Annotated in this window: 10 protein-coding genes; 7 read left to right on the top strand and 3 right to left on the bottom strand. The window is 42.8% G+C overall.

Features of this window, described 5'->3' with window-relative positions; all coding sequences use genetic code 11:
• Positions 1–108 precede the first annotated feature (108 nt).
• The 7 genes from EGM47_RS06340 (at position 109) to EGM47_RS06310 (ending at position 18,702) form a co-directional block, all read left to right on the top strand.
• Positions 109–6,399 (top strand): fibronectin type III domain-containing protein, encoded by a 6,291-nt coding sequence (locus EGM47_RS06340; RefSeq protein ID WP_124979941.1) that lies wholly within the window; start codon positions 109–111, stop codon positions 6,397–6,399.
• 157 nt (positions 6,400–6,556) lie between these two features.
• On the top strand, positions 6,557–13,714 hold the full coding sequence (locus tag EGM47_RS06335) for a fibronectin type III domain-containing protein (RefSeq protein WP_206052130.1): 7,158 nt from the start codon (positions 6,557–6,559) through the stop codon (positions 13,712–13,714).
• A gap of 82 nt (positions 13,715–13,796) precedes the next feature.
• Positions 13,797–14,792 (top strand): glycosyltransferase, encoded by a 996-nt coding sequence (locus EGM47_RS06330; RefSeq protein ID WP_124980346.1) that lies wholly within the window; start codon positions 13,797–13,799, stop codon positions 14,790–14,792.
• Entirely contained in the window at positions 14,789–15,718 is a 930-nt protein-coding gene (locus EGM47_RS06325; RefSeq protein WP_124979940.1) for a YbbR-like domain-containing protein, read from the top strand. Before EGM47_RS06330 ends, EGM47_RS06325 begins: the two co-directional genes overlap by 4 nt.
• Positions 15,715–16,308 (top strand): dephospho-CoA kinase, encoded by a 594-nt coding sequence (gene coaE, locus EGM47_RS06320; protein ID WP_124979939.1) that lies wholly within the window; start codon positions 15,715–15,717, stop codon positions 16,306–16,308. The genes EGM47_RS06325 and coaE overlap by 4 nt, the downstream gene beginning before the upstream one ends.
• A gap of 116 nt (positions 16,309–16,424) precedes the next feature.
• Entirely contained in the window at positions 16,425–17,963 is a 1,539-nt protein-coding gene (locus EGM47_RS06315; protein ID WP_124979938.1) for a sensor histidine kinase, read from the top strand.
• 22 nt (positions 17,964–17,985) lie between these two features.
• Complete coding sequence (locus EGM47_RS06310; RefSeq protein WP_124979937.1) at positions 17,986–18,702, top strand: response regulator transcription factor; 717 nt, start codon at positions 17,986–17,988, stop codon at positions 18,700–18,702.
• A 7-nt stretch (positions 18,703–18,709) separates the two neighbouring features.
• Here the strand turns inward: EGM47_RS06310 and miaA are convergent, their stop codons facing one another.
• Genes miaA through EGM47_RS06295 form a run of 3 tightly spaced genes read right to left on the bottom strand, consistent with a single transcriptional unit; the run spans position 18,710 to position 22,904 of the window.
• Positions 18,710–19,621: a tRNA (adenosine(37)-N6)-dimethylallyltransferase MiaA gene (gene miaA, locus EGM47_RS06305; RefSeq protein WP_124979936.1), complete on the bottom strand. Its 912-nt coding sequence runs from the start codon at positions 19,619–19,621 to the stop codon at positions 18,710–18,712.
• Positions 19,611–20,486, bottom strand: a complete 876-nt coding sequence (locus EGM47_RS06300; protein ID WP_124979935.1) for an ion transporter — start codon at positions 20,484–20,486, stop codon at positions 19,611–19,613. Before EGM47_RS06300 ends, miaA begins: the two co-directional genes overlap by 11 nt.
• Positions 20,487–20,489: 3 nt before the next feature.
• On the bottom strand, positions 20,490–22,904 hold the full coding sequence (locus EGM47_RS06295; RefSeq protein WP_124980345.1) for an alpha-ketoacid dehydrogenase subunit alpha/beta: 2,415 nt from the start codon (positions 22,902–22,904) through the stop codon (positions 20,490–20,492).
• Between the last annotated feature and the right edge of the window lie 51 nt (positions 22,905–22,955).

Below are 22,955 nucleotides of genomic sequence, written 5' to 3'. Positions count from 1 at the left end.
AAATTTTCAACCCGATGATCAGTTTACCTGTGAAAAGAAATTATTAAAAAATATTTGAATGTTTTATTCAAAAGCCTACATTAGGTGCCCAATTAATCTAACGACTTTATGAGAACAAAACTACTACTTGCCTTATTTTCCCTGCTTTCCCTTTATGTTTACCCCCAGTGTGATTATGTCGTGGAGGTAACTGATTTTATTGGTAATGATTGGGATAGTGGCGCCAACGCTACTTCCAATGGAGGGGCTGGAGCAGGCGTTGACATCTCACTAAATGGTGGTACACCAACAACATTTTTAGTGATGAATCCCGGTGCGGCCCCAAACACTGAAACTTATTCATTTACTGTCAATGATGGGGATGCCATAACGGTAGATTATCGTGCTCCCCAGCTCTCTGGGGATGGTAGATTTAGAATTTTAGATTCTGAGGGTAATGAAGTATTTGCCTCTACACTAGGTCAGATGTCGACCACCAATATTTTCAGCGGTACAACGACTTGCCCCACTTGTTTTAAGGTAGAAATGTTGACAGTTAGTAACGTCACAGCCACTAGCGTAGATGTATCATGGACTGATCCTAATTCGATGCCTACATGGGAGGTGGAGTATGGTCCAGTTGGTTTTACACCAGGCACCGCTGCAGGAACTGTAGAACCGGCAACCTCGACAATGTACACGGTAAATGGGTTAAACCCTGAAACCCAATATGATTTATATGTTCGTGCCAATTGTGGTATGGGTGACATTAGTTCAAATGAGGGTCCTGCTAATTTTACCACCCTTGAATCTTGTCCTGCACCAGGAGTGTTTTCAGCAGTTACAAAGACATCATCCAGCATTTCTTTTGCTTGGGATGCCCGGGGTAATCCTTCTTCGAATACAGAAATTGAGTTTGGGGTTTCGCCTTATACTCAAGGAGGAGGGAATACACCTATACAAAACAATACAGGTGCGTTTGCTGATGTTACGGGATTGAATTCCAATACATCCTACGATTTTTATGTGAGATATGATTGTGGTGGAGGGGACTTTAGCTCTTGGACAGGTCCTTATACTGATTTTACTACACAAAGTTGTGTTGATGTATCTGCAGTGACTGCATTAAATCTCAATCAGACAAGTGTTGACGTAACTTGGACTCCAGGTGGCACTGAAACAGAGTGGAACATCGAGTTTGGTCCTTCTCCATTGACGCCAGGTTCTGGTACTACAATTACTTCCACCACCAATCCGTATACGTTGACAGGTCTTATGCCTGGTACCAATTATGATATTTGTGTAACGGCAGTTTGTTCGCCGACAGATTTATCCAATCCTGTCTGCATTTCAGTTTTGACACCTGCAGATTACTGTAATGGAGATCCGTTAGTAGATAGTGGAGGGGTTTCTGGAGATTATTCAGGAAACGAAGATATCACTTATACAGTTTGTCCAGACAACCCAGGAGATGTGGTTTATGTTGATTTTACGCAGTTTATTGTAGAGGCCAATGATACTTGTTCATGGGACTCACTTACGATTTTCGACGGTCCTGATACCAATTCCCCAATCATTGCACCAGATTCTGCCAACACCGGATGGTGTTTTGATGGAGGTACAGGAACTGGAGATCTTACCGGTATGTCATTCATAGGAAAGCTTCCCTCTGGTTGCTTGACCTTTAGGTTTGTTTCTGACGGTTTTGGGCAGCGTGCTGGATTTAATGCCAACGTTACCTGTGCGGCACCACCGAGTTGTCCAGTTCCATTTGATTTTCAAGTGGACGACAGGGGCTCTGACAATATTGATTTATCCTGGACTCCGGGTAGTTCTGAAACTGAATGGACTATAGAGTATGGTGCAACTGGATTTACACCTGGGTCAGGCTTAGAAATCACGGCAACCGCCAGTACCTTTAATGTTCCTGGTTTGACTGGAAATACTGAATACGATTTTTACCTGACCAGTGTTTGTGCTGTGGGTGATGAGAGTACTCAAATAGGTCCCTTAACTGCGTTTACGGCCTGTGATGCTTTAACTGCGCCTTATAGCACCGATTATGAATCAGTTGCAGCAGGAAGCTTGTTCAATTGTGATGCTAGTCTGATAGTCAGTACTTCTACGGATACTTCAATTGAAGTAGAAGATTTTGATTCCAATTCTGGAAGTAATCACGTTAGGATGAGGTCGGATAATGACGCTTCCGCGGAAATGTACTATATCCTTCCAGAGTTTTCAGATCTCGATGCTTCAAAGCGACTCAGATTTAGTGTCAATGACAGAGACAACGGTGAATTAGTAGTTGGTACGATGACCGACCCTAACGATGCTACCACCTTTACTGCGGTAAATACCTTTACTGATGCTGATTTGGCAGACGATACTTATGAGGAAAAGACTGTTTATTTCTCTTCTTTATCTACTACTGGAGGATACATCGCATTCAAATACAATGCGGCAGGCACTTTTGATAGCATGTCAATTGATGATGTATTCTATGAGCAAGCACCATCCTGTCCAGAACCTTCAGATTTGACGGTGGTTATTCCCAGTAAGGACAGTCTGGAAATAACTTGGACTGATAATGCCATGGCCGCTGAGTTCTTAGTAGAATATAGAGAGTTAGGGGCAATGGGCTTTACAACCCTTTCTCCCAACCCTACAACCAACACGGCAATCATCACAGGGTTGAACAGTGATACAGAATATGAGTACTGTGTAACGGCTATTTGTGACCCCGCTGTCCCGGAATCATCTATTCAAGTGTGTGCCCAAGCCAGTACCAACCCTGATTATTGTGGAGGCGATAATTTTGTGGATACGGGTGGAACTACTTCGACCTACGATCCAGATGCCAATGAAACCTATATCATCTGTCCAGACAATGCCGGAGATGTAGTTATTGTACAATTCTTACAACACGATACGGAAGAAAATAGTTTTGCTGGAAACTGTTATGATGGTCTGACAATTTATGACGGTTCTGATACGACGGCACCTATTATTGCTTCACCTTCAGGTGATCCACAATGGTGTTGGGATCCTAGCTCAGGTCAGGGGACTGGAGACCTTACCCAAGAGTTGTTGATTGCAACCTCTGGATCTGGATGTTTAACTTTTGTATTTACGTCTGACGGTTCTGTTCAGGAAGAGGGATGGGAGGCCACAGTAACTTGTGGAGCGGCACCAACTTGTGGTGCGGTTACCAACGTAAGTCAAACCGCCTCTAGTACGGATTCGGTGAATGTCGACTGGACCGCAGGACCAGATATGGAAACGGAATGGAAAGTTGAATATGGCCTTCCAGGCTTCGCTCCTGGTACTGGTACACTAGTAACTCCAAACCCTACAAGTCCTTCAGTTGTTTTGACGGGTCTCTTAAGTGATACAGAGTATGATGTTTGTATTTCTGCCGTTTGTAGCCCTGGCAATGAAGCGATTGCTGTCTGTACTCAGGTGACTACCGATAAGGATTATTGTGCCGGAGACCTATTCACGGATAATGGAGGAGCTAATGGCAATTATACTAACAATTCCAATGATACATATGTCATCTGTCCTGACAACATGGGTGATGTAGTGAGCGTGAATTTCTCCGAATTTGTCGCAGAAGTTAGATCTTCTGGAAATCAATGCTGGGATGGATTGACAATCTATGATGGTGACAGCACTGCGGCACCGGTGATCAGTCCGCCGAACCAAAATACATCAAACAATGATCTATGGTGTTTTGATGGTGGTATAGGAACAGGTGATTTGACACAAAATATTCTAACCGCCACAGGTTCTACGGGATGTCTGACTTTTGTTTTTACTTCTGATAGTTCTGCAACCAGAGAAGGTTTCATAGCTAGGATAACTTGTGGCCCTACGCCCACATGTCCTAACCCAACGGCTCTATCTGTAGATGCAGTTACGACAACGACGGCAGATCTTTCATGGGTAGCCGGAGGTTCTGAAACAGAATGGAATGTTGAGGTTGGTCTTCCTGGCTTTGTTCCAGGAACTGGTAACACAGCGATTCCTGTGGTATCGGTAACTGGTGGAACGCCAGCAACTACCGTTACTGGCTTAATGGCTGATACCGCTTATGAATATTATGTTCAGGCCATTTGTGGTCCTGGGGATGAAAGTCTTGCGAATGGCCCACAAGCCTTTACGACTTCCTGTCTGCCACTGACGGCACCATATTTCACTGATTTTGAAAACGACGCCACTGATAGTTTGAATAACTGTGATGGATCAATCATCATTACAACCTCTAATAATGCAACTGTAGAAGTTCAAGACTTTACCGCCAATTCTGGTGATAACCATATTTATATGACGAGCAGTGGGGATGCCAATTCAGATTTGGTTTATATACTTCCCAACTTCTCTGATCTAGATGCCAACAAGCGGGTAAGATTCTTTGTTAGTGATCGTGATAATGGTGGCTTAGAAGTAGGTACAATGACCGATCCAACAGATTTGACCACCTTTTCGGTGGTAGAAACCTTCACCGATGCTGACCTTGTTGATGATGCCTATGAAGAAAAAACCGTGTACTTCAATAACCTGACCACAGTAGGTGGGTATATCGCGTTCAAGTTTAATCCGGCCGGCACGTTTGACAGTATGTATTTGGATGATATTAATTATGAAGAGGCACCGGCTTGTCCAGAACCTACCAATCTTACAACTACGGGAACAAATGCTACTTCTACGACTCTTACATGGACCGATACCGCGGGAGCTGGCGAATTTGAAGTGAGGTACAGAGAAGTAGGTTCTACTACTTTTACGACCGTTTCACCTAACCCAACGACCAATACCGCTATGATTAATGGTTTGGTAGCTTTGACTGATTATGAGGTATGCGTTGCTGCAATTTGCGACCCTACCAATAATGTCGTTTCTTTAGATACCTGTATTACTTTTTCTACCAGTCCTGATTACTGTGCTGGCGACCAATTGGTAGACGATGGAGGGATTTCTGGTCAGTATTCTAATGATCAAGATATCGTTTATACCATTTGTCCTGACAATACCGGTGATGTCGTTTATGTCGACTTTATTGAATTCGTGACTGAAATAAGAAGCAATGGATCTGATTGTTGGGATGGTATAACAGTTTATAATGGCCCTGATACCAGCAGCCCAGTAATAGCTTCTCCAAATGGAACGACTGATGTCTGGTGTTGGGAAAACGCATCGGGGACTGGTAACCTGGTAGGTACACAGCTAGTTGGTGCACTGCCTTCTGGATGTCTTACTTTTAGATTTACTTCTGACGGGTCTGGAATTCGTGACGGATTTATAGCCGATGTTACTTGTGCTCTTCCTCCTAGTTGTATCGCACCAGATACGCTCAATGCATTGAGTGTAGGTTCAACTGAGGCTGAATTAGGATGGAATGTTAACGGAACCGAAACGGAATGGGAGGTAGAGGTACAGCCTGTAGGTGTGGCTCAAGGAACAGCAAATCCGGTATACGTCAACACCATGTCCACTAATCCTGAGATGATCACTGGATTGAGTCAATTGACTACCTATGATGCCTATGTAAGGGCGAGTTGTGGTGCTGGTGATTTTTCCAATTGGGTTGGTCCTTTGACTTTTACAACTATTTGTGGCGTTCAACCTGTACCTTATGGCTCGGTCAATGGAGCTCCTGGAAATGATTTTACCAACTTCCCTGGAGATTGCTGGTCGGAGGGTAATGCCAGTACCATTGCTAATGGACCTGATGGCACCAATGGAGCGTGGGGAGATGATGATTTTGGTAATGACACTAGCTCGCCAAATGGTGACTCCGCTAGGATTAATATTTACGATTCTGCAAGCATAGATATGGATTGGCTTGTAACTCCTGAATTTGATTTAGGTGCGGGCGATTATACCATTACGTTTGATGTAGCTTTGACACCATTTATCGGGTCTGGACCTACGACCTTAGGTAGTGATGATGAAGTTCAGTTGCTTATTACTGAAGACGGAGGTATGACATGGAATAACCTTATGACCTGGAACGCCAGTTCGACAATATCTAACCTTGGACAATCCGAAATGATCAATCTGTCAGCTTATTCTGGTGTTGTGCAATTCGCATTTTATGCAACAAATGGAACAGTTGCTGATAGCGAAGATGTTAATTTTTACGTCGATAACTTTACCATTGACACAACCCTTTCGAATAATGATTTTCTGGAGAACGAATTTGTAATTTATCCTAATCCAGTAGCCACTACACTTAATATTCAGTCAGATGTGATTTTGAATGAAGTGAGAGTTGTCAATTTGATGGGGCAGGAGGTAATGAAATTTACTGGTTCATCCATTAAGTCTATCGCTGTTCAGGAACTAAGTGCAGGTATGTATATACTGCAATTAAGGTCTGAATCAGGAAGCAAAAATTTGCGATTTGTTAAAGAATAAATGCCTTGTTTTTTGATAAAAAGGGATCAATAGCATTGATCCCTTTTTTTTATCTATAAAACCAAACGACTTGACGAGTATTTAAAACTGCTGTGCGATGTTTCGTTTTGAATGTTTACTTTAAACAACTTCTAAAAACAAAATATAAAACTTAATTATGAAACAACTCTATGTTACTCTGCTTACCATGGTCTGTTTCTCTTTGTTCTCAGTAGCACAGCAATGTGACTACAGACTTGAGATAACTGACTTTACTGGTACAGAATGGGATTCTGGCGCAAATGCTACCGCCAATGCAGGTGTGGATATCATTATTAATGGTACAACAACTACCTACTTGGTGATGAATGACGGACCTGTTGCAGGTCAACCCTATACTGAAACTTATACTATTTCAGTTTCTGACGGTGACGCTCTTCAAATTGATTATCGTTCTCCGTCGCTTCCTGGAGATGGGCAGTTTGCGATCTTTGACTCAGAAGATATTGAGCTTTATCGCACTCCTTTGGCTCAATCAAGTGCGATGAATATTTATTCAACTACAGCGTCGTGCCCTAGCTGTCCTGCTGTGGTTGCAGGGAGTTTGAGCGTATCAATGATTACGACGAATTCTGCTGAGATTGCATGGACTAATGGAGGCTCAGAAACCCAATGGGAGATTGAGTACGGTGTTAGTCCTTATATGGTTGGTGGTGTAGGAGGAACAACGGTTCCTGCTGGAACTAATCCGTTTACCTTGAACATGTTGCCAGCAGACACTACTTTGGATGTTTATGTCCGTGCAGTATGTACACCTGGTTCTGACGTAAGTACTTCAAGAGGTCCTATTTCATTTACTACTTTACCTACTTGTCCCGCTGTAGTTCAAAACAGTATTACTGCGACGATGGTTACTGCTGATTCAGCGGAAATTTCTTGGACAAATGGAGGTTCAGAAACCCAATGGGAGATTGAGTACGGAGTTAGTCCTTATACGGTTGGTGGCGCAGGAGGAACAACGGTTCCTGCTGGAACTAATCCGTTTACCTTAAATAGCTTGTCTGCTGAAACTACCTATGATGTTTATGTGAGAGCGGTTTGTGTTGCTGGAACAGATATCAGTAGGTCACAAGGTCCTTATAGTTTTACTACAACAGAAAGTTGTCCGCCTCCTGGTGCGTTTACACCTATTACAACAACGGCTAACAATATTCAATTCGCTTGGGATGCTAATGGTAATCCTAGTCCTAATTTTGAAGTCAATTACGGTCCTGCACCTTATATGCTGAATGATGCTAATGGGACTACGGTGACTGGTAATGCTGCTACGTTTGCCAGCATCACTGGGTTGCAGTCCGACACAGAGTATTGTTTTTATGTAAGATATGATTGTGGTATGGGAGACTTGAGTTCGTGGGCAGGGCCATATTGTGCCAGAACGGCTATTTCTTGTCCAGTCGTTGGTGCTCTTGCTGAATCTAACGTCCAAGCTAATTCCTTTGATGTTAGTTGGACGCCAGGTAGTACAGAAACTGAATGGGAGGTAGAATATGCCACTGCAGGTACAATTACCGCTGCATTTACTGGTCAAGGAACTTTGGTTAGTCCTAATCCTACCACAGCGATGACCACTATTTCTGGTTTAACGGACGCTACAGAATATGATGTTTATGTAAGGGCAGTTTGTGATCCTATGCTACCGGATTATAGTAGCCCTGTTTCTATTTCAGTAACCACTTTATGTTTACCTTTTACACCTACCAGTGCGATGCCATATGTAGAAGATTTTGAATCTTTTACACCCCAGGTTGGTTTTGGTGAAGAGTTATGTTGGCGTGCTACGGCGATAGATCTATATGACTGGAATATTGATGGTAATGGCGGTACTCCCTCTACTGGGACTGGTCCGAATCAAGCTAACTCAGGGAGTAATTATTTTTATATTGAAGCCAGTAGTGGTACGGCCGGTACTAGTACTGCAATTTTGACTGGTCCACAGTTTGATTTATCTGGTCTTACGGAGCCTTCGCTTCAATTTTACTACCATATGTTTGGAGGTGAAATTGGGGATCTCTTTATAGAGATTGATGATCTTTCTGGTTCAGGCTGGACAACACTTACTACCTTATCTGGGCAGCAACAAACCGATCAAGCAGATCCATTTGAATTGCAGATTGTGAATTTGGCCGCCTATGCTAACCAAACTGTTCAATTGAGGTTTAGGGCTGTTTCTGCTGGTATTTTTGAAGGAGATATTGCCATTGATGATGTGTCTGTAACTGACCTACCACCATGTGCTGATCCAAACAGGTTGGGCGTGGAAAGTGTTTTTGATACGACCGCAAGTCTGTTCTGGAGTGAAAATGGAACGGCTGCTCTCTGGGAGGTTGAAGTTCAGCCTACGGGCGTAGCACAAGGAACCGCAGGTGCTGTGGTTCAAGAGAATAATGCTACCAATCCTTATATTGCAACAGGATTAATGCCTGAAACTACCTATGATTTTTATGTACGCTCGAATTGTGGTACAGACGGATTCAGTGCATGGGTAGGACCATTCACCTTCACTACGGCTTGTGCTCCTGTGGTTGCACCCTATACTGAAGATTTTGAAACCTTCTCAGCCTCTACTGCTTTTGCAGAAGAAAATTGCTGGGAAGCTGTAACTGTTTCCACTTGGGATTGGAATCTTGATGCTGCTGGCGGGACGCCTACGACAAATACGGGTCCATCTGGAGCCAATAGTGGGTCCAATTATTTTTATATTGAAGGAAACGGTGGTAGTAGTGGAGATGAGGCGAGTTTGATTACTCCTGTAGTTGATCTTTCTAATTTGACTGCTCCATCAATGCAGTTTGCTAGCCATATGTTTGGAGCCTCAACAGGTATCCTCCATGTCGATGTCAATGATGGTACAGGTTATACAAATGATGTGTTAGTGATCACAGGAGAGCAGCAACCCAGTGAAACATCACCATGGGATATTAGAGTGGTAGATTTGGCCGCATATGCTGGAAATAATGTAACGATTAGATTTAGGGCGGAACGTACTGAAACCACAACAACTGGATTGTCAGATATTGCAATCGATGATGTCGTGTTTGACGAGTTGCCAGCCTGTCCGCAGCCAGTTAGTTTAAGTGTAGACGCTTTTACAGATATTACCGCAGATCTTTCATGGGTTGAAAGTGGTAGTGCTACCGCTTGGAGCATTGAGTATGGTCCTTGTGGATTTACTCCCGGCGATGGTACTTCAACAACGGTACCAGCAACCTCAACTTCTGTTACTTTAACTGGATTAAGCGCATTTACTTGTTATGATTATTATGTTACTGCCGATTGTGGAATGGGTACACTAAGTGCAGCTTCAGGTCCTGGTACCTTTACAACTGCTTGTTCCGCCTTCGTTGCTCCGTATTTTACGGATTTTGAAGACTTTACTACGACGACCACTTTTGTGGAGGAAAACTGTTGGGAAGCCACATCTGTCAGTGCCTATGACTGGAACATAGACGACAATGGTTCTACACCTTCTGGTGGTACAGGTCCTTTGGGTGCATTCAGTGGTTCAAAATATTTCTATACTGAGGCTAGTTCTGGTTCAGTAGGAGATGAAGCTTCCCTAATTTCTCCAATGATCGATATATCCGCTTTGACCGCTCCTTCTGTTCAGTTTAAGTACCATATGTTTGGTGGTGAAATTGGAACTTTACATATTGATGTAAATGATGGAACTGGATATGTGAATGATGTGGGGACCATTGGTCCAGGTCAACAACAGACGGCACAGGCAGATGATTGGCTGGATGCTGAGTTTGATCTGCAACCATTTAATTTTACAGGGAATATCATTCAGGTTCGTTTAAGAGCTGAATCCAACGGTACCTTTGAAGGTGATATATCTATTGATGACTTTAGAGTCGATGATATTCAAACTTGTCCAGTAATTACCGGCTTATCAGAGGTAATGAGTGACGCCACTAGCATCGATGTCGGTTGGACAGCTGGTGGAACAGAATCAGAGTGGCTAGTAGAGTACCGTGAAGTGGGAACTACTACCTTTACAACGGTTTCACCCAACCCTACATCTCCGATGGTAAGTATTACAGGACTGAACAGCGATACTGAATATGAGATATGTGTGTCTGCGGTTTGTGCTCCTACGGATATATCATTTGAAACATGTTTTGTTTCCAAAACTGATCCAGATTATTGTGCTGGTGATCCCTTTGTAGATTCTGGTGGAGTGGCAGGTGATTATGAGGGTGATGAGAATACCACTTATAATATTTGTCCTGACAATGCTGGAGATGTGGTCTACGTTAGCTTTACTTTCAACGATATAGAAGACAGTACTACAGGTTGTTTTGATGGGCTAACTATATATGATGGGCCTGATACTAACTCTCCTACCATAAATACACCTGGTGGAGATACAATTTGGTGTTGGGATCCAGCAAACAATACTGGTACAGGTAACCTAGTGGGTGAATTGTTAATCGGGACTTCGACCTCAGGTTGTTTAACTTTCGTATTTACATCTGATGGAATAATTGAAAGACCAGGTTGGGAAGCTAATGTAACTTGTGCTGCACCGCCTACTTGTCCTGCCCCATCCATGTTGATGGTAGATAGCGTTACTGATACAACGGCCGATTTGTCATGGACGGCAGGTGGTACAGAAACCGAATGGGATGTCGAGGTAGGTCTTCCAGGCTTTACTCCAGATACCATGACTTCAGTTGTTCCTGTAATCGATGTATTAAACAATCCTATGACCACGGTTAGCGGTCTTTCCCCAGAGACTCAATATGAATACTACGTGAGATCAGTTTGTGCACCGGGTGATGAAAGTGTTTACGTTGGTCCATTTACCTTCGAAACTGATTGTGCGGCCACTGTTGCGCCGTATATAGAAGATTTTGAAGCATTTGCGACGACAACCACTTTTACTAGTGATCAATGCTGGACTGCATCATCTGTTGACGCTTATGACTGGAATGTTGATGGTGCGGGTAGTACGCCTTCCACAGGTACAGGTCCTTCCGCAGCTTTCAGTGGTTCTAATTACTTTTATATCGAGGCAAGTTCAGGAACTGCTAACGTCAGTATGGCAACCTTAGAGTCTCCGTTAGTAGATCTTAGTGCCTTAATGACGCCATCCGTCAGTTTCTACTACCATATGTTTGGTGGAGAAATCGGAACGCTTGAATTGGATATTAATGATGGATCAGGTTGGGTTAATTTGGTTACACTAGGACCTGGTCAAATCCAAACTGCACAAGCAGACGACTGGTTGGAGCAATTCAGCGATCTTACTGCATACGCAGGGGCAACCGTTAAGTTTAGGTTTGTAGCCACTAGCGCGGGTACCTTCGAAGGTGATATTTCAATCGATGATTTTAGGGTTGATGAATTGCCTACTTGTCCTGCACCTAGTATGTTGTCAGCTTCTAATGTTACGGATACTACAGCAGATTTGAGCTGGACACAAGCTGGTTCTGCTACAACTTGGAATGTCGAGTATGGTCCATGCGGATTTACTCCAGGAACCATGGATCCTAATGCTGTCACTGTTTCGGGTGCTACGATGAATCCTTTAACCTTGACCGGTTTGACACCAGAAACTTGTTATGATTTCTATGTCACCGCTGATTGTGGTGGAGGAGATACGAGTCGGGTCGTAGGACCAGTATCCTTTGAAACGGGTTGTTCAGCCTTCATAGCTCCATACACTGAAGGATTCGAAATGTTTACTGTAACGACCTCATTTACGGAAGAGAATTGTTGGTCTACACCACAGACTACTGGCTATACATGGGATGTTAATTCCGGAGGAACCGGATCTGTCAGCACAGGTCCTACCGGCGCAGCTTCAGGGTCAAATTATTTCTTTACTGAAGCCTCTAGTGGGGGAGTGGGTGCAGAAGCAGAATTGCTGTCTCCACTTGTCGATATTTCTGGACTGACTAATCCGGCCTTGAGCTTCTCCTACCATATGTGGGGGGTTGACATCGATATACTGCATGTAGATGTAAATGATGGGACCGGTTGGGTTAATGATGTGTTTACTCTTGTTGGCGAGCAGCAAGCGGTGCAATCAGATCCATGGTTGACAGCAGATGTTAGTCTTGGCGCGTTTGCAGGTAGTACTATTCAAGTAAGATTTAGAGGAACTAGAGGTGGTTCGTTTAATGGCGATATTGCTATCGATGACATCATTATCGATTCTTTCACTGGTTGTTTAAATCCTTCTAACCTTGCTGTAGATATGATTGGTTCTAACACAGCAAACTTTGGTTGGACTCCTGGTGGTTCAGAAACTTCCTGGCAGGTTGAGGTTCAGCCTACAGGAGTAGCGCAAGGTACAGCCACCCCAGTATATGAAAATATGTCATCTACTAATCCTCAAACAATTTCAGGATTGATGAATTTCACGACCTATGATGCCTATGTTAGAGCAGATTGTGGGATGGGTAACTTAGGTGATTGGGTAGGTCCAATTACATTTACCACCACTTGTGGGGTGTTCAGTGCACCTTATGGAGCTGCAGTCGCAGGTGGAGGGCCAGGAAATGATTTCTCTGTCTTCCCTGGTGCATGTTGGTCTGAAGGTGATAGTTCGCCACTGGCAAATGGTCCTAACGACATGGATGGTGATTGGGAAGGATTTGATTTCGCCAATGACACTTCGTCTCCAAATGGTCAAGCTGCCTATATTTCAGTATTCGATGGTGCCACTCCAGATATGGATTGGCTAGTGACACCAGAATTTGACTTGGGAAGTTCTACAGTCTACAATGTTTACTTTGACATTGCAATGACCGGATTTGCCAATCAGAATTCTGCGACTTTGGGTAGTGACGACGAGATTTTATTCTTGATTACTACTGATGGAGGGACAACTTGGAATCCACTGATTACCTGGGATTCAAACAGCACTGTCTCCAATACCGGGCAGCGTGAAGTAGTTTCACTGAGCGCTTACTCAGGAGTTGTACAGTTTGCTTTCTATGCAACCAACGGTACAGTAGCGGATACAGAAATTGTGGACTTCTTTGTAGACAATTTCAGTATTGATGTAACTACTGGAGTGGATAGTCCTGAGGTACTTGGATTCACCTATTATCCTAACCCAACCACTGATGTTGTGCAGATTGATGCTCAAGACGTTGTGGATACGGTTAAGGTGACCAACCTATTAGGTCAGGAAGTGTTTGTGATCAAGCCTAATTCTACTAATGTGGTTGTAGATCTTTCTACCATGACATCTGGCGTATATTTCATGCAGGTGACTACGGGAGATCAAATACGCACTGTAAAAGTGATCAGGGAATAAGCTCTGAATTATTATAAGCCAAAAAGGCCGTTCCAGACAGGAACGGCCTTTTTTTATTGTTTACTTTTGACCAGTGGAGAAATTGAATTATTCATTTGTCATACCGGTCTTCAATAGACCAGAGGAATTAGAGCAACTACTGTGCAGTATGACACAGTTGGAATTTGATCGCCAGTTTGAAGTTATCGTGATTGAAGACGGCTCAGATTTATCCAGTGAATTTGTTTGTAACCGCTTTCGCGAAAGCTTAAACATTAATTATCTCTATAAAGAAAATTCTGGTCCAGGTGACTCTAGGAACTATGGTATGGCTAGGGCAACAGGTAATTATTTTCTAATTTTAGACAGTGACTGTCTTTTACCTTCTCATTATCTTAAGAATGTCGATCTAAACCTAAACCACCATTTTGTCGACGCATTTGGTGGCCCAGATGCAGCAGATCAATCGTTCACTCCCTTGCAAAAAGCAATCAACTACAGCATGACGTCCTTTCTCACTACAGGAGGGATTAGAGGAGGAGCAGAGACCTTGGGTAGATTTCAACCACGGAGCTTTAATATGGGCCTCAGCAAAAAGGCATTTGAAGCTACTGGGGGATTTGGAACTATTCATCCGGGGGAAGATCCTGATCTCAGTATTCGTTTATGGGACATGGGTTTTAGAACCGCCCTTTTTAAAGAGGCTTACGTTTATCATAAGCGCCGTATTTCCTGGCGTTTATTTTACAAACAGGTGAATAAATTCGGTAAGGTACGCGTGATATTAAATAAATGGCATCCATCAACCAGTAAAGTTACCTATTGGTTACCAAGCTTGTTTTGCCTTTTCAGCTTCGTGTCTATCTTATTGTTAATTAAGGGTAATTGGTGGATGATGGGACTAATACTGGTCTATCTGTTCATCAATGCACTCATTGCCACCATGAAATACGGTTTAAGCGTAGGATGGAGAACTGTTCCTGCCGTGCTTATTCAATTTATAGGTTACGGTATTGGTTTTCTGGAATCTACTATAAAAATCAATATCTTGCGATGGGATGAACGTCGTGCTTTTCCACAATTATTTTTCACCTCATGAAGATAGGATATCATAGAACTCTTGGTTTTGTTCTCATAACCGTATTTGTCAGTATTCTTTGGTTTGTTTCTCGTTACAAAGACCAATATAGAGAAACACTTGCTGTTCAAATACAGTGGAACAATATCCCTGCCGATGTGATGAGTACAGAAGATGATCTTATTTTCGAAATCCCTCTGAAAGTGCAAGCCAGTGGCTATCAATTGATATGGAGCAAGTTGGTAGGGAAGAGTTTATCGCTGGATTTCAATGCTTCTACTTTTGAACGTAACGACTCAATTTTTTTTAATCCTGATACGTACAAAGAGGTTATTCAACGTGAGCTGAATTCTGGATTTGAGTTGGTGCAAACAATAGACAGAGAGTACCATTTGCCGTTAATGCGTTATCACACCCGATATATTCCGCTACGTGTGGATCAACCTCTTGGATTTCAAGCCAATTTCATCAATCTGGGTGAGCCCAAGATTTCCCATGATAGCATTCAGGTCACTGGGAACAATCAGAAAATTAAAGAACTGGATATTTTGACAATTTCAGCAAATACAAAAAATATATCGGATACCCTAACCACTATTGTATATGATCTATCTGAATATTATCCAGACCTGAGAACTATCCCTCCTAAAGTTAGTATGGAGGTGCGCGCTGCCAAGGTGACGGAAGGAACGCTTACATTGCCCATTGAACTTTTGAACAAAGGTTCCAATATGGTAAAGATAATTCCTGATCAGATCGAGCTGACCTACACGATTACAGTGGAAAATTTTTTGGAAGTAGACCCAGCAGACTTTAAAGCTTTTGTCGACTACAATAACGTTAGCAATAACAATCAATCCGTAATACCAGAGATCGGAGTCGATAGTGATCTTATTTTAAGCTATCGCATTAACCCTAGGAAAATTCAAATCCTGACCATTAAATGAAAATTATAGGTCTTACCGGCGGAATTGGTAGCGGAAAGACAACCGTGGCTCAAATGTTTGAAAAGCTTGGGGCAAGTCTCTTTATCGCTGATCTGGAGGCAAAGAAGTTGCTGGATAACGATCAGGAGGTCATGGCAAAAGTTAAGCGCCTACTGGGAGAGCAGGCTTACTGTAGCACGGCAGAGGGCAATGTTTTAGCAGATCGACAATATATTGCTTCTCAGGTATTTCAGGATAAAACACTTTTGGATCAACTCAACGCAATCGTACATCCTGCCCTTAGACAATATTTCGATGTATGGAAGCATAAGGTTACAGGAAAGTATATCATTTATGAAGCAGCAATACTTTTAGAAACGGGAGGGCGCCAACTTTGTGATCAGGTTATTTTGATATCTGCTCCTTTGGAAACGCGTATTCAAAGAGTGATCAGTAGGGATGAGGTGACACGAGCCGAAGTTGAACGCAGATTAGCCAGCCAGTGGACTGACCTTCAACGACTGCAACTAGCTGATTTTGTTATAATGAATGAAGATCTTCAACAAACTAAGAGAATCGTAAGTGAAATTCACGAACTTCTGTTAAATTGATGGTTTTATCCATTTATTTTGCAAAGTTAATATAAGGTTAAAGGCTTTTTAACAGTTTAGCTAAACGTTAAATTTGGGGCGTGCAAAAGCGTCTACTATATTTCCTAATTGGTTTAATGAGTCTTTCCCTCGCGGGTATTATCGTGGTTCAGATTTATTGGATCATTAATAGTATCAATAACAAGGAAGAGCAATTTTCTTTTGCCATCAAGCAAACACTAGTAACGGTTTCTACCAAACTGGAAAACAGTGAAATAGATCGTCTGTATAACTCATTGGAACGCCTGAAGGATAGTCTAGGCTTAGAGCCAGATTCCCGAAGTGTACGCGAACTACTTTTAATTGAGCGGGATGCTAACCAAGATGAAACTACTACTTACAGTAATAGCTTACTGACCGAAAGCTATAAGTTAAATCCGCAGTTGTTGGATATCGATTTGGATAGCATCACCTTTACCAAGCTGTTTAGTAAAAAGGAAAAGTCTACCAAAAGCTCTGCTGATGCCGATGGAACTACAGCTCAAAAGGATGAGTCATACCAAGAGTTATCCCAATTAGACGAATATGAGAAGCGTGCAGCCGCCAGCCAAATCAATGCATTTAATAGCCTCCTGCCGATTACCCAACGGGTGTCCCAAGATCAAGTTTACGCTTTAATAAAAGCCGAATTGAGCAAGCGCGATATAGATACCAATTTTGAATATGCTATCTATCAAGACGATTACGCCACCCGAATCCAGTCGGTTGATTTCAATTTCTTGCCAGAGGCAACTTATGGGTATCCATTGTTCAAGTCGTCAAGTACCGGGAAAGGCTCCTATATGTTGTACCTGAATTTGCCAGATAGAAAAAGTTATATCCTCTCTACTGTAGTAGGAATGGCATTGTTATCATTAATCTTTACTACGGTAATTGTGATTGCTTATTCCAATGCCATCAACCAGATATTTAAGCAGCGACAGATCTCTCAGATCAAAACTGATTTTATCAATAACATGACCCATGAGTTCAAGACGCCTATCGCAACCATCAATCTTGCTTTGGACTCCTTAAAACATCCTAAGATTGCCTCGGATCCAGAGAAGGTAAAGAATTACCTACATATGATCAGGGAGGAAAACAAGCGTATGCACAGCCAGGTAGAAAATGTGCTACAGATTTCAAAGCTGGAGAAGAACGACTTGAATATTGAAAAGGAGCGCATCGATATGAATGAGATCATCACTGATAGTATCTCACACATACAATTGATCCTGGAAGAGAGGAATGGAATACTTCATACGCATCTGGGAGCTTTACGCACAGAAGTGCTGGCCAATGAAAGCCATATGACTAATGTGGTGGTCAATATTTTAGAGAATGCCATTAAATATACTGAAGATGCACCTGTGATCGATGTCTTTACAGAAAACGTAAAGAACATGATCGTAATTAAGGTGCGTGATCAGGGGATAGGGATGAGTAAGCAAGCCCAACGGCAAGCCTTTCAAAAGTTCTTCAGAGAACACACAGGTGACATCCACAATGTCAAAGGGCACGGACTGGGACTGGCTTATGCCAAACGAATTTTGGACGACTGCGGTGGAGAGATCCACGTGGACAGCGTCAAGGGAAGTGGGAGTACCTTTAGTATCCACTTGCCGCTAATCACTTAAACACAACTAAATTTAATTATTTATGGAAACTGAAAACAAAAAGATTTTACTTGTAGAGGATGATCCCAATTTTGGGACGGTCCTCAAGGATTACCTACTGATGAATGATTTTGACGTCACCCACGCCAAAAATGGTATGGAAGGTTTTGAAAAATTCAAGAAAGATAACTATGACCTATGTATCCTTGATGTGATGATGCCCTATAAAGATGGTTTTACACTCGCCAAGGAAATACGCGAAAAAAACGAAGAAGTACCGATCATATTCCTTACAGCCAAAGCGATGAAGGAAGATGTATTACGTGGCTATAAAGTGGGAGCTGATGATTACCTAAATAAACCTTTTGACAGTGAAGTGCTTTTGATGAAAATCAAAGCTATCATGCAGCGCAAAGGGCAAGACAGTATCGCTGACTCCAAGGAATTTGAATTCCAGGTCGGTAACTTCCACTTGAACTCTAAACTAAGGTTTCTTTCCTATAAAGACCAAGAGCCTGTAAAACTCTCACCAAAGGAAAACGAATTGCTGCGTTTGCTTGCACTTCACCTCAATGATCTAATGCCTCGCGAACTCGCCTTGACAAAGATCTGGAGAGACGACAACTATTTCACCTCAAGATCGATGGATGTCTATATCGCCAAGTTGCGTAAGTATCTCAAAGATGATGACAATGTTGAGATTGTGAATATCCACGGAGAAGGTTTCCGTCTATTGGTTAAGGACCAGGTAGATTATTAAAAATAAATTATTCCATAAGTAATCCACTGACCTGCCGTATGATCTCAGTATGGCAGGTCTGATAGTGGAACCAGTGGACATCTTTATCCTTCCGATACCAGGTCAATTGTCGTTTGGCAAATCTTCTGGTATTGCGTTTGACCAACCTTATACTTTCAGCCCTGTTGTGGAGACCATCAAACTCTCCAAAAAACTCTTGGTATCCTACGGTTTGTAGTGCCTTGAGGTGACGATAAGGATACAGTCGTTTGGCTTCTTCAGCTAGACCAATTTCTACCATACGATCAACACGCTGATTGATGCGTTCATATAACGCGGGACGCTCTGCATACAGGCCTACCTTAATCACATTAAAATCGCGTTGCCTGGGGGTTCCTGTTTGTAGGCTACTCAATCTTTTGCCGGTAGCGTTGTAAACAGATAAAGCACGTAGAAGTCGGCGCGGGTTTTGGACATCCGTTTGCGCATAAAATACAGGGTCCACTTGCTTTACCATTTCTTGTAACCAAGGCAAACCATGCTGTTCAAATTCAGCGGTTATACTTTGCAAAACCTCCGATGGAACCTCAGGTAAATCATCTAATCCGTGGGTCACTGCTTTTTCATAAAGTGCACTTCCACCTACCATAATTAAAAGCTTGTTTTTGTGAAAAAGTTCAGGTAACAACTGAGTGACTTCCCGTTCAAAATCACCAACAGAATATGCATCATGTATACTTCTGTTCTGTATAAAATGATGTGGTGCAGCTTCTAGTTCTTCTTTCTCAGGAACCGCTGTGCCTATAGTCATTTCTTTGTAGAACTGTCTTGAATCTGAGGACAAGATGCTTGTGTTGTACGCTTTCGCGAAAGCGATACTAAGGGCAGTTTTGCCTATACCGGTGGGTCCGACAATGCAAATAAGTGTTTTAATTGACATCTAAAGAATACCCGCATTTATGACAGAAGGATGCATCATCCTGATGTTTATTGGCCAGGCAGTTCTGGCATACCTGTGTATTCACGTGACGATATTCCGTCGCCTTTTCCGAAGAGGAGTCAGCTTGATTATTTTTGGACCCGTGAGTGAATTCGGCACTGACTATTCCTGTAGGAACGGCTATGATACCGTATCCCATGATCATGATCAGTGTAGCCAGGAATTGTCCCAACGGAGTAACAGGAGCAATGTCTCCAAACCCAACCGTAGTAAGGGTCACGATACACCAGTAAATAGAAACCGGGATACTGATAAATCCGCTTTCTGGTCCTTCTACTAAGTACATCAAGGTTCCCATGATGATGGACACGACCAGCACGGCAAATAGAAACACGGCTATTTTGGGAGCGCTTGCCCGTATAGCTTTGCTCAGTTTTTCTGCTTCACCTATATATCGGGTCACCTTCAAAATCCTGAACACACGTAACAATCTTAATGACCTCACAGCGATCAATGCATTGAGACCGCCAAAAAAGAAGGTAAGATATAGTGGGATTGTCGATAAGAAGTCGATGATACCGTAAAAGCTGAAAATGTACTTGGTAGGTTTGTTTATTGAGATGATACGAAGGACGTACTCAATGCTGAAAAAAATAGTAATTACCCACTCTGCGATGATAAACTCATCTTCGTAGCGCTCACCCAATTTTGGAACGCTTTCTAGCATCACCAGGATCAAACTGATAATGATCACTATCAGAAGGATTACATCAAAGGTCTTGCCCGCTGGAGTATCAGCTTCATAAATTACTTCATGTAGCTTACGTCTCCACTTTTTAGATGATTTCCTGGGCTCGATAGACATGGATTATATATGCTTGGGATACTGACTTGGGTTGACCTCATGCATGATCTCGTAGACTTTGTCAAATATATCGTCTACACTAGGTTTGGAGAAATAATCTCCATCGGTACCATAGGCAGGTCTGTGGGCTTGAGCTGTAAGACATTGTGGTTGGCTATCCAGATGTGGCCAGGCTTTTTGGTGATTTAATACTTGATCCAGTAAATAAGCGCTGGCGCCACCCGGCACGTCCTCATCAATGACCAGTAGTCGATTGGTTTTAGTCACACTTTTTAACGTGTCATGTTCAAGGTCAAATGGGAGTAGAGACTGGGCATCAATAATTTCTACATCAATACCAGCACGCTCTAATTCTACGGCGGCTTCTCCTACCAATCTCAAGGTAGATCCATAGGACAGAATCGTGATATCATTTCCATCCCTTAATTTTTCCACTTTGCCTACAGGCGTTTTAAACTCGCCCAAATTTGAGGGTAGTTTCTCTTTTAATCGATAACCATTCAGACACTCTACTATTAGGGCTGGTTCATCACTTTCCATCATGGTATTATAAAACCCTGCCGCTTGGGTCATGTTTCTGGGAACCAGTACATGTATACCACGCACCAAATTAATAATCCCTCCCATTTGAGAGCCGCTGTGCCATATTCCTTCTAGTCGGTGCCCACGTGTACGTACAATCACCGGCGCTTTTTGTTTTCCTGCGGTTCGGTATTGTAGAGTGGCCAAGTCATCACTCATGATTTGAAGACAATACAAGAGATAATCTAGGTATTGGATTTCAGCGATTGGACGTAAGCCTCTCATGGCTAGTCCAATACCTTGCCCTAAAATTGTGGCCTCTCTAATACCAGCATCAGAAACCCTGAACTTGCCATATTTTTCCTGCATGCCTTCTAGACCTTGATTCACATCACCTATTTCTCCCGCGTCCTCACCAAAAACCATGGCTTCAGGTTTTGCGCTAAAGATGGCGTCAAAATTGTCCCTCATGACCACCCGTCCATCTACTTCCTTGCTGGAGTCATCATATATAGGAGCGATCGCTTCAATCTTGGTAGCGGCTTTGCTGGACTGACTGTACAGGTCGCTGCTGTACTTTTTCTGAGTACTATCTTTGTGTTGCTGCATCCACTGATAGAGGCGGCTGATAGACTCGTGGCGTTCACCTAGGGTATAACGCAATACCTGGCGTACAGTTTCTAATACATTTTTGCGATAAGGTTCTTTTTCGTCTGCTAGAGATTTGATCAAAGGCTGTATGAACACTTGTTGTTCAGAAACTCCAGCTACCTTCTCCAAAAGGGCAACGGCTTCATCCCGCTCCTTTAAAATAGGGTTGAGGTAAGCATTCCAGGCCTTTTTCTTGCCATCACGTACCTCTTTTTTAATCTCCTTCTCGATTTGATCCAGTTCTTGGTCGTTACTGAATCCGTTATCAATCAACCAGCTGCGGAACTGTTTGTTACAGTCGTATTGCTGTTCCCAGTCTAATCTGTCCTTGTCCTTGTAGCGCTCGTGTGATCCACTGGTGCTGTGACCTTGAGGCTGTGTAAGCTCCTGGACGTGTATCATAACAGGTACATGTTCCTCCCGCGCAATTTTGCTGGCTTGTTCATAGGTAGCCACCAATTCGGGATAATCCCATCCTTTGACGGTTAGAATTTCAAAACCCTTGTCGTTTTCATCGCGTTGGAACCCTGCTTGGATTTTACTGATACTTTCTTTGGTAGTTTGATGCTTAGCATGTACAGAAATACCGTATTCATCATCCCATACACTGATCACCATCGGTACCTGTAATACTCCGGCAGCATTAAAAGTTTCCCAGAAATGTCCTTCACTAGTACTGGCGTTACCTATAGTTCCCCAAGCCACTTCGTTTCCATTATTGGAAAAACCATTGTCTTCTGGAATAGCCTTGTTGTGCCTGTAGATCTTAGAAGCTTGTGCTAAGCCTAACAATCTAGGCATTTGACCGGCAGTAGGAGAGATGTCTGCGCTTGAGTTTTTTTGATCCACTAATCTTTTCCAGCTACCATCCTCATTCAGGCTGTGCGTGGCAAAATGTCCGCCCATTTGCCTTCCAGCACTCATGGGCTCAAGCTGGATATCAGTATTGGCATATAAACCGGCAAAGAACTGCTCAATGGTGAGTTCGCCGATAGCCATCATAAAGGTTTGATCACGGTAGTAGCCGCTTCTGAAATCTCCGTTTTCAAAAGAACGTGCCCAGGCGAGTTGCGGGAGTTCTTTTCCATCACCAAAAATTCCAAATTTGGCTTTTCCGGTTAAGACTTCACGTCTTCCTAATAAACTACATTCCCTACTGGTCACTGCGATACGATAATCCTTGAGAAGCTCTTCTTTAAAGTCTTCCTTGGCCAGTTGTTGAGGTTCATTGATCAGATCTTCCATGGCATTTTTTGTCATATTGCAAAGGTAGGCTTTATCACGGCCTATTGCAAT

This window comes from Nonlabens xiamenensis, from assembly GCF_003865345.1.
Lineage (GTDB): Bacteria > Bacteroidota > Bacteroidia > Flavobacteriales > Flavobacteriaceae > Nonlabens > Nonlabens xiamenensis.
Note: the sequence above shows the minus strand (reverse complement) of the source record. Positions and strands in the feature narration are given on the sequence as shown.

Coding starts and splice junctions, on each gene's coding strand:
- EGM47_RS06295 (WP_124980345.1), bottom strand. CDS start 22,904: ATGGAAGATCTGATCAATGAACCTCAACAACTGGCCAAGGAAGACTTT.
- EGM47_RS06300 (WP_124979935.1), bottom strand. CDS start 20,486: ATGTCTATCGAGCCCAGGAAATCATCTAAAAAGTGGAGACGTAAGCTA.
- EGM47_RS06310 (WP_124979937.1), top strand. CDS start 17,986: ATGGAAACTGAAAACAAAAAGATTTTACTTGTAGAGGATGATCCCAAT.
- EGM47_RS06325 (WP_124979940.1), top strand. CDS start 14,789: ATGAAGATAGGATATCATAGAACTCTTGGTTTTGTTCTCATAACCGTA.
- EGM47_RS06335 (WP_206052130.1), top strand. CDS start 6,557: ATGAAACAACTCTATGTTACTCTGCTTACCATGGTCTGTTTCTCTTTG.
- EGM47_RS06340 (WP_124979941.1), top strand. CDS start 109: ATGAGAACAAAACTACTACTTGCCTTATTTTCCCTGCTTTCCCTTTAT.
- EGM47_RS06315 (WP_124979938.1), top strand. CDS start 16,425: ATGAGTCTTTCCCTCGCGGGTATTATCGTGGTTCAGATTTATTGGATC.
- miaA (WP_124979936.1), bottom strand. CDS start 19,621: ATGTCAATTAAAACACTTATTTGCATTGTCGGACCCACCGGTATAGGC.
- coaE (WP_124979939.1), top strand. CDS start 15,715: ATGAAAATTATAGGTCTTACCGGCGGAATTGGTAGCGGAAAGACAACC.